The organism is Shewanella metallivivens (genome assembly GCF_028750675.1).
GTDB classification, from domain to species: Bacteria; Pseudomonadota; Gammaproteobacteria; order Enterobacterales; family Shewanellaceae; genus Shewanella; species Shewanella metallivivens.
In genome coordinates, this window is the sequence record NZ_JAQQPZ010000001.1 from 124,572 (window position 1) to 137,935 (window position 13,364).

At 34.7% G+C, this 13,364-nt stretch carries 12 protein-coding genes and 1 pseudogene; 12 read left to right on the forward strand and 1 reads right to left on the reverse strand.

Going from position 1 to position 13,364, the window contains the following annotated elements; all coding sequences use genetic code 11:
- Positions 1–15 precede the first annotated feature (15 nt).
- Positions 16–663, reverse strand: a complete 648-nt coding sequence (locus PQR79_RS00540; RefSeq protein WP_238106034.1) for a transglutaminase-like cysteine peptidase — start codon at positions 661–663, stop codon at positions 16–18.
- Positions 664–3,072: 2,409 nt separating this feature from the next.
- Here PQR79_RS00540 and PQR79_RS20245 point away from each other — a divergent pair.
- The 12 genes and pseudogenes from PQR79_RS20245 (at position 3,073) to PQR79_RS20255 (ending at position 13,185) form a co-directional block, all read left to right on the forward strand.
- On the forward strand, positions 3,073–3,654 hold the full coding sequence (locus tag PQR79_RS20245; protein ID WP_368389120.1) for a hypothetical protein: 582 nt from the start codon (positions 3,073–3,075) through the stop codon (positions 3,652–3,654).
- Between the two features lie 621 nt (positions 3,655–4,275).
- On the forward strand, positions 4,276–4,890 hold the full coding sequence (locus PQR79_RS00550; protein WP_274408351.1) for an O-antigen ligase family protein: 615 nt from the start codon (positions 4,276–4,278) through the stop codon (positions 4,888–4,890).
- The gene (locus PQR79_RS00555; protein ID WP_238106030.1) at positions 4,887–5,840 is read left to right on the forward strand and encodes a hypothetical protein; all 954 of its coding nucleotides are present in this window, start codon (positions 4,887–4,889) and stop codon (positions 5,838–5,840) included. The genes PQR79_RS00550 and PQR79_RS00555 overlap by 4 nt, the downstream gene beginning before the upstream one ends.
- 52 nt (positions 5,841–5,892) lie before the next feature.
- Complete coding sequence (locus PQR79_RS00560; RefSeq protein ID WP_238106028.1) at positions 5,893–6,888, forward strand: hypothetical protein; 996 nt, start codon at positions 5,893–5,895, stop codon at positions 6,886–6,888.
- A 22-nt stretch (positions 6,889–6,910) separates the two neighbouring features.
- Positions 6,911–7,954: a glycosyltransferase family 4 protein gene (locus PQR79_RS00565; protein WP_238106027.1), complete on the forward strand. Its 1,044-nt coding sequence runs from the start codon at positions 6,911–6,913 to the stop codon at positions 7,952–7,954.
- Positions 7,954–8,775: a 3-deoxy-8-phosphooctulonate synthase gene (gene kdsA / locus PQR79_RS00570; protein ID WP_238106026.1), complete on the forward strand. Its 822-nt coding sequence runs from the start codon at positions 7,954–7,956 to the stop codon at positions 8,773–8,775. The genes PQR79_RS00565 and kdsA overlap by 1 nt, the downstream gene beginning before the upstream one ends.
- A gap of 22 nt (positions 8,776–8,797) precedes the next feature.
- A complete protein-coding gene (locus tag PQR79_RS00575) occupies positions 8,798–9,358 on the forward strand; it encodes a KdsC family phosphatase (protein ID WP_238106024.1) in 561 nt (186 codons plus the stop codon).
- A 12-nt stretch (positions 9,359–9,370) separates the two neighbouring features.
- On the forward strand, positions 9,371–10,135 hold the full coding sequence (gene kdsB / locus PQR79_RS00580; RefSeq protein ID WP_238106023.1) for a 3-deoxy-manno-octulosonate cytidylyltransferase: 765 nt from the start codon (positions 9,371–9,373) through the stop codon (positions 10,133–10,135).
- A complete protein-coding gene (locus tag PQR79_RS00585; RefSeq protein WP_238106022.1) occupies positions 10,113–11,042 on the forward strand; it encodes a KpsF/GutQ family sugar-phosphate isomerase in 930 nt (309 codons plus the stop codon). Before kdsB ends, PQR79_RS00585 begins: the two co-directional genes overlap by 23 nt.
- A 2-nt stretch (positions 11,043–11,044) precedes the next feature.
- The gene (locus PQR79_RS00590) at positions 11,045–12,328 is read left to right on the forward strand and encodes an oligosaccharide flippase family protein (RefSeq protein WP_238106021.1); all 1,284 of its coding nucleotides are present in this window, start codon (positions 11,045–11,047) and stop codon (positions 12,326–12,328) included.
- A 263-nt stretch (positions 12,329–12,591) separates the two neighbouring features.
- Positions 12,592–12,887 (forward strand): annotated as a pseudogene (locus tag PQR79_RS20250) (adenylyl-sulfate kinase).
- A gap of 124 nt (positions 12,888–13,011) precedes the next feature.
- Positions 13,012–13,185, forward strand: coding sequence for an adenylyl-sulfate kinase (locus tag PQR79_RS20255; RefSeq protein ID WP_368389123.1), 174 nt, complete (start codon positions 13,012–13,014; stop codon positions 13,183–13,185).
- The last annotated feature ends 179 nt before the right edge of the window (positions 13,186–13,364 follow it).

Genomic DNA, 13,364 nt, shown 5'->3' on the forward strand with positions numbered 1-13,364 from the left:
TCAACCTTGTAAAAGTTATTCACCATTTTCTATTCGCTGCATTAATATAGACCAATCATTAGTCCCTTTACTGTCTGGTTTAGTTGAACTTAAACCATGTGCCTTTGCTAACCACAACCCTTGGCCATTAAAAGAATAAATGGGCTTTAAGTCTGGCCTACGGTTTGCCGACAACACTTTGCGGTTAAGATTATCTAACACCAGCGGCAACGACGACGGCGTCTCAAAATAAATCAACACCATGTGCGGCTCGTCATAAGTTAATGCACGCACGTACATTAAGCGCAGTTTGTGTTCATCCATGCCCATGGCAATCAGAGTCATGTACTTAAAAATGGCATAATCTTCACAGTCACCACTACCAGTACCCAGCGACTCACTGGGCGTTGCCCAGTAGTCTAATTTGTTCCAATGGGCTAAATCAGATTTAAACTCAATCCGCTCATTAGCAAACCGATTTGCCAACAATAAACGCTCGTAATCATCACTATTTTGGCCATCATTAATTGCTGCATGCCAATCAACAAAATCATCAACCTTTTGTTGGCCGTAACGTTCGCTTATTCTAGTAAAAAAAGCATCAGTAAATAAGTTGTCACTCAAAGAAGCAAAACACACAGCCGAAAACACCACCGGTACAATTAGCCAATGGCGATAAGTCATGTTACTAAAAAAAGTAAAACAGCTGTTCAAAGTACCTACTGTCAATGCCTATTTAAAAGTGCTTGTAATAAATCTACATAAATGAATTTATAGCAGCGCACATCATAATCTAGTTAGTCTTAAAACGACAATAAAATGGCGACAAAGACAACTCCCCAGCGTTTAAAACGTGACACTTTATTTTAGATCATTCAAAAGTTGTACAAGTCACAGGACCAATTTGTTATCTCAAATTAGCCACATTTACAATTAAATTTGACGCTGTCAATTTGTTGGCATGTTAATTGTTTGTTGTAGATTGAACCTTGGTTATTACACAGTCACTAAGTATCGCTGCGAGCATATAACACGCAAGTGTTGAGTAAAATATAAACATAATCTGTGCAATTAAAACGCACGCGCGCACAAAATATAACCTAAAAAACATACGAAATAAAACTAAAAATCATTAAAAACAGTACCTTGTTGTTTTGTCTTTATTAAGCGAAAGGTTAAGGCAATACAAATGCAAAAAAAGGATATATCCAAAGTGATGTATTTTGGATTGCACCAAAACAGTACTTTTTGACCCAAAATGTGACATATAAAGTGCCAATATATTTCACAGTCAGTTAAATTACACAACGAGTCGGGTTGGTCATAAATATGAACAGGTCAATTAATAGGCACTCTTATCGTCAAGGTTATCAAGTGGGGATTATTGTCGTTAAAGTGTAGTTACAAGTGTTTAAAATCAGCAAAAGTGATGCAAAAATAACATTTAATAAAATAGCGTCAAAAAACTGTCATTAAATTACGGTATACATTATAATTGCCGAATCATTAAGAGGACTGACGTAAAAACAGAGAGTAGAAAGGGAACATTCATACAAGGCATGACGCCACCGAGAACTGTTGTTGAGGTACAAAATCAGCCGATTTTACCTCATTAGTTACCGATGCGATCTCATATCGTTGTTGTTTCCTATTGTGTCCAAAATACATACTTTTAGGTGTAAAGCCTCAATGGCATCACCATTTTAAAATGTATGGCCAGCTGCAATAAGTGGTAGCAAATAAAGCATCACTTATCAGCCAAGCAAGCGAGCATTAGCCGCAGGACCTTTTCTACAGTTTCCCTCAAAACGTCAATACCTTAAAAGAAATACAAAATACAAATAAAAATAACAAGTTAGCAGGTTTTACAGCAATCTAGAGGCTGCAATCTAGTGGCGGTAGCGTGCCTTTTTTCAGGCAAAAGCATCTTTCACCGTCACCTTAGCTTCACCGCACGTCATCCTCGAATGCTTAGATCCCGGATTTATAAGCGTTACCGGGACAATCCAGGTGTTGGTTGCATGCTTTACCTTCTCAGCCCGTCATCCTCGAATGCTTAGATCCCGGATTTATAAGAGTTACCGGGACGATCCAGGTGTTGCTCTAAAGGCTGTTGCTTCACCGCTCGTCATTCCTGAATGCTTGTATCAGGAATCCAGGTGTTGCTCTATTAAAGCGGTAAAAAGCTGGATTCCGGCTCAGAAACATTACCGGAATGACAAAATAGGGAACCCAGGTGTTTCTCTTGATTTAGTCATAAAAGCTGGATTCCGGCTCAAAGCATTGCCGGAAAGACGAAGTAAGGGCCTAGTGTTGCTCTAATCTGTCATCCCTGAGATCTGTTATCAGGGATCCAGGTGTTGCTCTTGATTTAGTCAAAAGCTGGATTCCGGCTCAAAGCATTGCCGGAAAGACGAAGTAGGGCCCTAGTGTTGCTCTAATCTGTCATCCCTGAGATCTGTTATCAGGGATCCAGGTGTTTCTCTTGATTTAGCCATAAAAGCTGGATTCCGGCTCAGAAACATTACCGGAATGACGAAGTAAGGTCCAAGCGTTGCTCTAATCTGTCATCCCTGAGATCTGTTATCAGGGATCCAGGTGTTGCTCTTGATTTAGTCAAAAGCTGGATTCCGGCTCAAAGCATTGCCGGAAAGACGAAGTAGGGCCCTAGTGTTGCTCTAATCTGTCATCCCTGAGATCTGTTATCAGGGATCCAGGTGTTTCTCTTGATTTAGCCATAAAAGCTGGATTCCGGCTCAGAAACATTACCGGAATGACAAAATAGGGAACCCAGGTGTTCACTTGATTTAGTCATAAAAGCTGGATTCCGGCTCAGAAGCATTACCGGAATGACAAAGTAAGGGCCTGCTGTTGGTTGCATGCTTTACCTTCTCAGCCCGTCATCCTCGAATGCTTTAATTGGGGATCCAAGTGTTCTCTTGATTTAGTCAAAAGTTGGATCCGGCTCAGAAGCATTACTGGAATGACAAAGTTAGGAATCCAGGTGTTGCTTTATCTTTATGCTTTTACCTAGAACATCACTCTATCAAATACGCATTAAAACCAATTTACGATCAACAGGAAGTTAATCAAATGAAAATTGCCATCGCAGGCACAGGCTATGTCGGCCTTTCTAATGCAATGTTACTGGCACAACATCACGAGGTTGTGGCTGTCGATATTATCGAGCAAAAAATTAGCCAGCTAAACGATAAAATCTCGCCAAAAGCCGATGTTGAAATCGAAGACTTCCTCGCCAACAAGCCGTTAAACTTTACCACGACCCTAGATAAACACGCTGCTTATACCAATGATGAAATTGATATTTCGCGTGGTGATGCCATCGTTAAATCAAATAACCCAGATACTACGTCAGAATTGTTCGAAGCAATACTTGTTTCGATGGACGAAACAGCAGTGCAACCAGATAAAGACTACGAATTTAAAGTAGGCACAAAAATCACCTTACAAAATGTAGCAGTAAACGGACTACTACTTAACAAAATATATTCGTATAACATACATAGGTCTAGTCCAGTAGTTATAGATGAATATAATAGTGTTCATGGTACAGGCTCATTTATTGTAATTGATAAGCTCGCTAACGTGACCGTGGGTGGCGGATATGATTGCCGAGAAATAAATTCATCAAATAATAAAAATGAATCAGTTTGAAAATACAAAAAGCTGAAGTTTAATTAAATCACTATATGTGTGAAATTATCCTGGATAGGGTCGTAAATTTAAATGATTGAAAACAATATTATGGAAAGAATTATTTTTAACAATGTGTTCATTCAGAAGTTATAAAGCATAGGCATATTAATATGAAATATATTGGTTATACCTCTGTTTTTAGTTTGTCTTTAGCATTCTTTTTTATGGCGTTTGAGAGTGCTTATAGATTATATTCATATTTGTTTTTATTTCTGTTCGTTTTTGCATCTTTTGTAGGCGTCTTATTCTTAAAAAGAAATTTCAAAGTTATAAAGTTTAGTCTCGATGTAAAACTACTTTTATTGATAGTTTCTTTTCTTTGTGCAATGAATATTTATTGTAGTTACAAAACAAACAACTACATGGAGTGGTTTGATATTTTTAGAGTGGTTTATGTTTTATTGGTTATTCTGAGTTTGCATATGTCTATAAGCATTTNNGGGGGGGTGGTATACTGATAAGTTAGTCATATTTATAACCTTTTTTAGTATTTTATCTTTATTTTTATATCGCTTTGGATTTTATTTAGATAGCACTAATTTTTATGCTTCCATGCTGTTGCTACCTGCAATGCATCTATTGATTGAAAGAAAGTACAAATATTTTACTTTTGTTTTAATGCTAACATTAGTTTTAGGTTTTACTTTTGAAGCAAGAGGTGCATACATGGGGGTTATATTATTCCTATTAGTTTATTGTTGCAATCGTTTAGTTAAAATACCTCCGTTTATTATGATGTGTGGCATAACTTTTATTCTTTTAAACCAAATTCTATTACTACTGAACCCAAGCATCATTGCTGATGAGATTTTAAGTTATAGACCAACAATATGGAATTATTATATTTACGAAGGCTTAGAAAATTTCTTGTTTGGTGGAGGTCCAATACTAACATATGTTTCTGAGGGCGCTGCAGCATACTATCAATCTATGATTGGAAGAGGTGTTGGAACAGCATATGGGACACAGTCAATGTACGTATTGTATTTTTATGAATCGGGTATCATTGGCTTGTTTTTGTTAATGTTTATTATGTTTATTGTTTTTTGTTCTAAATCAAAGTATGTAATTCCATTTTTTTCAATTTCAGTTTTAGCATTTATGGAAACAATAAAAATAGGTGCAGTTTCAATATATGGCTTGCCATTCACTTATTTTTTAGTTTTATCCCTGGTTACAAAGAGTAAACAATGAAAACGAAAATATACCTACATATCGGCTACCCTAAAACAGCTACTAGCGCAATGCAAAAACATGTGTTCCCTGAAATCAAAGGTTTAAATTACTTAGGTAAAAATGAGAATGCAAAATTTAAATTTGAGAATAAATTATTAGAAGGTGTGTTGTATAACGCTTCAACTATGGAACATTCTTTATTTAGAAAGCAGGTAATTCGAGAAGATTTATTTCAAGGTTTTGATGGTGAATTATTCTTATCAGAAGAAGTATTACTTTTCAATATATTTAGGCCAACACTTTGGCAGAGTAAAACTCTATGCATTCAAGATATTGTCAGAAACCTTAAACTCCTAGAGACTACTTGCGACGTAGAATTTCATATAATTATTTCAATTAGAAAGCAACTTGAAATGTTAACGTCAATATATGCGCAGTGCTTCAACAGTTGTTATTCTAGACTTGACGAAACTCAAAGCTTTGAAAGTTTTTTAGATTATTTTTTTAAATGCTCACAATTTTATAATGCTCTAAATTATGACTACGTTTTTTCTAAATTCAATGAGGCATTCGAAAAAGTAGAGATAATGGTTTATGAAGAGCTTAAATATAACAAAAAATTGTTTTTGTCCTCTCTCGGTGAACATATGGGAGTAATAATAGATATAGGTGAAATTGAAAGGGATAATGTAAGAAATACAGGCAGTTATAAAAAGGTGGATGACTTTTCTCTTTCTGACTTACTTGGTAGAATGAGACATAAAATTTACTTTCTTAGAAATATTAAGTTTCCTCGTTTAAGAAAAGCTTTTCATAAAGTCAAATTAAAAAAGATGGCAGATGTTTCAACAACTATTGTAATAAACGACGATAAAAAAAACTTTATTGTTGGTTTTTATAAAGATTCAAATAAAAGTTTAGAGTACAAATATAACATTGATTTAACTCGGTACGGTTATTTCAAGTGATGATAGTTCACATTCTAACGTATAATAATTAAATTATAGAAATGGTCATTATATGAATATTTTATTTTTACAACAGAAAAGCTACTTTTCCGAGCTAGGTATTGAGTTTGAAGGTTGTGAGTCTACGTTTGGGTGCATTTTTACATTTAAATTGACTGCGTACCTGAAAAAATTTGATCTAATCGTTAGTTGTCTAGAACATGACAAATCAGCAAGAGAGGTAATTAATTTTGCAAATGCTATCGGTATTCCAACAGTTTTTTTAATGGATGGAATTTACGATGATGCTAATGCAAAGAAAAATCCTCTTCTTAAAAGTATGAATATTGATTTTTTCTCTCCGTGTATTTATTCAAATGTGTTTTTGTTGAATAATTCCTTTAAAAATTACCTAGAAAATGAATTTGATACTAGATGTTTTCTGTATACACCCAAAAGGGCAAGGCTAATTATTGACGACACAACCAAAAAAAATGGGTTCCTTATTACAACTGCAATAACCCCATATTTTAATAATGCTGAATTTAATGTTTTGATTGTATGGATTAAAAGGTTGTTGGTCGATTTGCAAGATCTCGATCTAAAGTTTTTTGCACGTATATTTGATGAGAAAATATTAAAAGAAATTCCTGAATTAAAAGGTTGTAACAATACTTTCGAATCACTCTCAACAGCTATTTCGCGTTCAAACGGCGTTATATGTACTCCATCGACAGTGTTGCATAGTGCAAATCTTTATGGTTTTAAAACTATGGTTTTAAATTATAGAGGAGGCAGTACATATTTCGATTGTGACTATGATATTAAAGATTTAATACAGTTGAAAACTAGTTTGTCTACTATGAGTTTTAGTCACTCCAAAGATGCTCGTTATATCTGGAGTAGTATAAATTTAAAAGATTATACTTATCATAAAAGGAATGGGGTTGAGACTAAATGGAAAGGTTTATATATTAATATAGGGTATATACAGCGTCTAATATACAACAGTTTGCCGAAAAGGATGAGATGTAAAATTAAAGACACTTTAACAAAAAAGGTTATATAATTTGAATCTTACAGTTTTACACATGGCGGAAACATTGAAAGGTGGGATCGCTTCAGTAATAAATGTAATTACTTTAGATGATTTATCTGAAAGCTTTGTTTGCGGCCCTGACGAGCATGAAGATTATATCGAATCAAATAATTTTATCGGGTTCAAAGGTAGTTCTAGAGGGGTTTTTAGGACTGTTTTATTTGTAACTGCTGCTGTGAAAGCTGTATTTAAAATTAAGCCTGATATAGTTCACTTGCATAGTTCAATCGCTATTTTGGTTGTTCCATTTATTTTTCCTTTAAAATTAACAGGAAATTTTAAAATTGTTTATCAGCCACATGGGGTTTTTTACGACCCTCAAAAACGTGGTAAAAATATTATAAAAAATATAATTATATTAATTGAATTTTTATTAGGTAAATTAGTGGATAAGGTAATTGCTATATCTCTCTATGAATCCAAATTGCTTAATAAAGTTTTTAATAGCAAGACGACAGTTTTGTACAATCCTTGTACTAATATGCCTATGAACTTAAACCTAAATAGTAATTTAATAAAAGAGCGGTATTACCTTTTTATAGGTCGATTAGATGAGCAGAAGGGGTATGATTTATTAATAAAAAATTGGTCATTTGTGTCGGACAGTACCTTAAAGATAGTCGGTGAAAACGTTATTGGTAACTTCGATAAATCAAAGGTTACCAACGAAAATATAATCTTTTTAGGGTGGCAAAATAAGGATGAGATTTCCCAATTACTTTTTGGTGCAGAGGCTTTAATTGTGCCAAGTCGCTGGGAGGGGTTTGGTTTAGTTGCGATTGAGGCTATGGCTCATGGTGTGCCAGTTATAGCATCGAACAGAGGTGCTTTACCTGAGATTGTTACTAATGATATTGGTTCTATTTTTGAATTAGATAACTTTAGCGCTTCCCTTAAAGAATCAATAGCAGCTATTCAACAAAAAGATAATGTATACTTAAGAAACAATTGCATTGCCTATTCTAAAAAATTTAATAGCACGAATTATATTAATGAATTACATAATTTATACAAAAAATTATCAAAGGATAAATAATGAAATATTCAAACCAAAGTCCATTCACCCTCTTTGGTGGAATTAATGTTTTAGAAGATTTAGATTCTACGCTATTTGCATGTGCAAAGTATGTTGAAGTTACTGATAAGCTAGGTATCCCCTATGTATTTAAGGCTTCTTTTGATAAAGCGAACCGGTCTTCGGTCGATTCATTTCGTGGCGTTGGTTTAGATAAAGGGTTGGCAATATTTAGCAAGCTTAAAGAAGAATTTGGTGTCCCAATTATTACAGATGTACATGAAATACCTCAAATATCACCCGTTGCAGATGCAGTTGATATATTACAAATTCCTGCTTTTTTAGCGCGCCAAACCGATTTTGTAGTCGCAGTTGCAAAGGCTGGTAAAGCTATAAATATCAAAAAACCACAATTTATGAGCCCAACACAAGTAAAGCACATTGTGACCAAATGCCGACAAGCAGGCAACGACGATATAATACTTTGTGAACGAGGTAGCTGTTTTGGTTACGATAATTTAGTAGTCGATATGCTGGGTTTTTCACAAATGAAAAAAGTATCAGATAACAGCCCTATTATTTTTGATGTAACACATAGCCTGCAACAACGCGACCCATTAGGTGATGCGTCTGGTGGGCGAAGAGAGCAAGTGTTAGAGCTTGCTAAAGCTGGGATTGCGTTGGGTATAGCAGGCTTATTTTTAGAAGCCCATCCAGATCCTGATAATGCAAAATGTGATGGACCCAGTGCGCTTCCATTAGATTTATTAGAGCCTTTTTTAAAACAAATTAAAGAGCTTGATGATTTAATTAAATCTCAGCCAAAGATAGTTATTCAATAATTTGATAGAAAGGTAACTAAAATTGAAGAATAACCATAACTTAAAAAATATTAAACTTGTTTTACTCGATGTCGACGGTGTTATGACAGATGGCTCTATTTATATTTCTGAAAATGGAGAAAGTGTTAAAAAGTTTAACGTTAAAGATGGCTTAGCTATTGAGTTATTGCGCTGTCATGGTATTTATACTGGCGTTGTTTCTGGTAAAGCCAGCGCAGCACTTACTTCTCGTTGTGAGGCGTTAGGCTTTGATTTTATTATAACTGGTTGTAAAAATAAGTTGCCTAAAGTTAATGAGGTTTGTCAGTCCCTTGATATTTCTATAAATGAAATAGCATTTTGCGGTGATGATATACTCGATTTACCTGTAATGGAGCCTTGTTGTGTAAGTTTTGCTCCTGCTGATGCACATGAACTAGTATTAAAAAAAGCTGATATTGTATTAAATGGTATTGGTGGTAGTGGTGCGGTACGTGAACTCGCCGACATGATACTACTTAGCCGATTACCCTCATTGGAAGATGTTTATCGACCTTTGTTAACTAAAATTGCAGCAGATGATGTAGTTTCACTAGAACAGTAAATTGAGTACAAAATGATTAAAGTAGTTATTCCGGCAAGGTTTGGTTCGTCACGTTTACCGGGTAAACCTTTACTTGAGTTAAAGGGTAAACCTTTATTTTGGCATGTTGTTCAACGTGTTTTAGAGTCAGGTGTTTGCTTAGAAGATATTATTATTGCAACAGACGATAATAGAATTTTTGAAGTGGCTAAACAGCTGAGTCTTCCTGTTTTAATGACCAATAATCAACACGAAAGTGGAACAGATAGGGTAAATGAAGTTGCCAAACATTTCGGCTGGGAAAGCGATACTATAGTTGTTAATGTACAGGGGGATGAGCCATTAATTCCACCTTCTGCAATTGCAAGCGTAATTGCGTTTGCTGTTAAAAACAAAAATTATGAGATTACGACTGCTGTGTCAACAATCGAGTCAATGATTGACTTAAATAACCCAAATATTGTTAAGGCAATTGTTGCAGAAAATGGGCGTGCACTTTATTTTACGCGATGTGCTGCACCGTTTAATCGAGATGAACCAGATACAATTTTAAATTGTTTTAGGCACATTGGCATTTACACTTATCGATGCAATGTTTTAAACAAGCTGTGCTCGTTAGCGCCAGCTAAATTAGAAAAAATTGAAAAGTTGGAACAGCTAAGAGCTTTGAGCCATGGTTATTCAATTGGTGCAACAGTTCTTAATAATGCTCCACCTCATGGTATTGACACTTTTGAGGATTACAAAGATTTACTCAAATTAATGGAAGATGAAGATGGACTTAAAAAGTATCGCTAGGGAAGTGATAAACACGGAAATTAAAGGTTTAGAGCATGTTGCGGAAAATATTGATGCTAACTTTAGTGGCGCTGTAAACGAAATTTTATCCACTAATGGCCGAGTTATCATTTGTGGGATGGGTAAATCAGGTATTATTGGAAAAAAAATAGCTGCGTCTTTTGCAAGTACAGGTACTCCCAGCTTTTTTATGCATCCCGGCGAGGCTTTCCATGGTGATTTAGGTATGGTTACACCTGATGATGTTTTTGTTGCTATTTCATATAGTGGAGAAACTGATGAGGTTTTAAAGCTATTACCTTTTTTACGTAATAACGGCAATAAAATAATTTCTATTACAGGTAAGCCACATTCTACATTATCGATAAGTTCAAATTTTAATTTAAATGTCGCAGTACCAAAAGAGGCCTGCCCATTGCAATTGGCTCCTACAACTTCAACTACAGCTACGTTAGTTTTAGGCGATGCATTAACTGTCGCGCTAATGAAGTCAAGAGGATTTAAGGAAGAAGGTTTTGCCAAGTTTCACCCTGGCGGGAGTTTAGGTAGAAAGTTATTAAGTAAAGTAATTGATGAAATGATCACTGAAAATCTACCTATTGTAAATAAAACAACAACAGCATCAGATTTAATTCAAATTATGACTTCAAGCATGCAAGGGTTGGCAATTGTATGTGAATCAAACCAGTTATTTGGTATTGTAACGGATGGTGATTTACGTCGTGCAATGAAAAAGTTTGGTTCAGAAGTGTTCACTAAAAAAACTGAAGATATATGCTCAATTGGGGCTAAAACAATTTCACCAGAGTCTTCTATGGAATTTGCTTTTGATTTAATGACTGAACTGTCAGTTAATTCACTTATAGTGACTGACAATAACACTGTTGTCGGAATATTGAAGAAATAAATGTGAAAAATGAACTCTTATTAAAATCATTACAAGTATTCTTTGTCAGAGGTTTTGGTGCCGCAGCGGGCTTTTTTTTAACACTTACGGTAACTAACATAGGTAGCACTCATGATGCAGGGTTGTTTTTGTTTTGCTTTGCCCTTATTAGTGTTTTTGCGACTTTATTAACATTTGGTGCGCCACAGGCTCTTATACGTATCGTCGGTGCTAATCACGGTAACTGGAGTGTAATTAACTACCAATTTTCTATTATTATAAAAATTGTGTTTGTTTCTTGTTGTTTGCTGTGGGTGCTTTTTTATTTTTTTAACAGAGAGGCAGCTCTTTTTCTGCTAAACAATCCTCTATTGGCGGACTTATTACCTTTAGCAGGATTAGCTGTTTTACTGTTTGCCTTTGTACAGATTTTTGCTTCAGCGCTTCAAGGAAAGCAGTACTCTGTTTTAGCTAGTATGGTTCAAAATGTAATAATGCCTGCATGTTTTATTGTATTTTTGGTTGCTATTTTTTTATTAGGGTATGAAGTTAAAGCAATACACTTTTTAATTATTTATATAGCTAGTTTATTTGTAGCTTTATGTGTAGGTGTATGTTTTTGGCTTAAGGATTCAAATAGTTATATTAGTTATCAAGTTGGCTTTCCTGCAGAATTACGTTCGAGTTTATATCCATTATGTATAGTTAGCGTAATGACTCTAAGTGTTCAATGGGCAGGGCAATTTGCTACTGCACGCTATTTAGACACTTCTGAGATTGCTTTTTTTGCGTCTGCACAGCGCACAGCACTTTTAGCTAGTTTTGTTTTAATTGCTGTAAACTTAGTTGTAGCTCCCAAATTTGCACGAGCCTTTGCTGGAGGGGATTATAGTGATGTTAATCGTTTATCCCTTTTATCAAGTCGTTTGATGGTGGTTATGGCTTCACCGATTTTGTTATTCATGTTTATATTTCCTGATTTTTTAATGGGCTTATTTGGTGAGCAATATGTAATTGCTGCTCCATTATTACAAATTATGGCAGTCGGGCAATTCATTAATGTAATAACAGGTTCGGTTGGCTATTTATTAACTATGACTAATCATGAAAAGGATTTTAGAAATGTAGTTTTATTTTCTGGTCCGTTGGCAATTATATTAGCATTCGTATTAACTAAAGAATTTGGTGTAATTGGTGCCGCTTATGCTACAGCCATTGCGCTAGCTACTCAAAATTTATTAGCAGTTGCGATGGTTAAAAAGCGCTTAGGGTTTAACACGCTTAATATTTTTAGAAAAATAGTATAAAGCCCACTTTGATTAGTTTTCATTAGGATGATATGTAGTGCTTTGTGCTTTGTTAATTGTCTATTGCTGAAATAAAGTTTAGGTTTGGCTATTAAATTAATGTGATGGTTTATTCTTCTGGTCAATATAGATTACTAGGCAATATTAAATTTTTTCTTTCAGTTTCAATAGTGTATTTGGTTACCGCTATTTATGTAAGACCTAAGGTGTATGGGTTTCAATAGTTATTCTTAGATGTTTTTAAATTAATATTCGAGATATCAATGGTTCAAAGCCAATATAGACAAATAATTCAGCCAAATAGTAAATCAACTGATGTCGTTTGGCATCAGTCAACGGTTAGCCGCCAAGAATGGAGGGAAAGAAACGGACACAAACCTGTACTCTGGTTTACTGGGCTAAGTGGTTCTGGTAAATCTACCATAGCGAATGCGGTTGATAAATTGTTGTATATTGGCTGCCAAACTTATGTATTGATGGTAACCAGGTTCGCCATGATTTAAATGGTTATTTGTTGTTTATTGATAAAGACCGTATTGAAAACATTCGACGTGTATGAGAGGCCGTTAATCTTTTCGCTGATGTAGGGTCTTTGATTTTAGTAGTCTTTATTTCACCATTTCAACCTGCACGTAAAACGATATAAAACAATTCTACAAGACGAATTTATAGTGATTTTTTAGATACGGCGATATCGTTTTGTAAGTAGCGAGACCCCAAGGGTATATAAAAAGGCATGGCTTGGTGTAATTAAACATTTTATAAGCATTGAGTCTACTTATGAGGAACCAACAAACGCTAATGTTATTGTCAAAACAATAAGTTGTAAAGTTTTTAGCTCTTTATGGTTATATTAAAAATCATAATTAATGAAGGTAAAGTGTTTGCAGCGTTTAATTAAACGACTGCAACTACCATTTGATAATATGTGGTCCAGTGTTAAATTGTTAATCTGATAATTAATTATTCAATAGTCGAGTTTTGCTGTTATAGGCAAAAACCAAATTTTAGTTTAGTAACTTTTTTAGGTGAGTCA

Bases quoted from the DNA above. Each gene is read 5' to 3' on its own strand.
- PQR79_RS00540 (WP_238106034.1), bottom strand. From the start codon at position 663: ATGACTTATCGCCATTGGCTAATTGTACCGGTGGTGTTTTCGGCTGTG.
- PQR79_RS20245 (WP_368389120.1), top strand. From the start codon at position 3,073: ATGAAAATTGCCATCGCAGGCACAGGCTATGTCGGCCTTTCTAATGCA.
- PQR79_RS00555 (WP_238106030.1), top strand. From the start codon at position 4,887: ATGAAAACGAAAATATACCTACATATCGGCTACCCTAAAACAGCTACT.
- PQR79_RS00560 (WP_238106028.1), top strand. From the start codon at position 5,893: ATGAATATTTTATTTTTACAACAGAAAAGCTACTTTTCCGAGCTAGGT.
- PQR79_RS00565 (WP_238106027.1), top strand. From the start codon at position 6,911: ATGGCGGAAACATTGAAAGGTGGGATCGCTTCAGTAATAAATGTAATT.
- kdsA (WP_238106026.1), top strand. From the start codon at position 7,954: ATGAAATATTCAAACCAAAGTCCATTCACCCTCTTTGGTGGAATTAAT.
- kdsB (WP_238106023.1), top strand. From the start codon at position 9,371: ATGATTAAAGTAGTTATTCCGGCAAGGTTTGGTTCGTCACGTTTACCG.
- PQR79_RS00585 (WP_238106022.1), top strand. From the start codon at position 10,113: ATGGACTTAAAAAGTATCGCTAGGGAAGTGATAAACACGGAAATTAAA.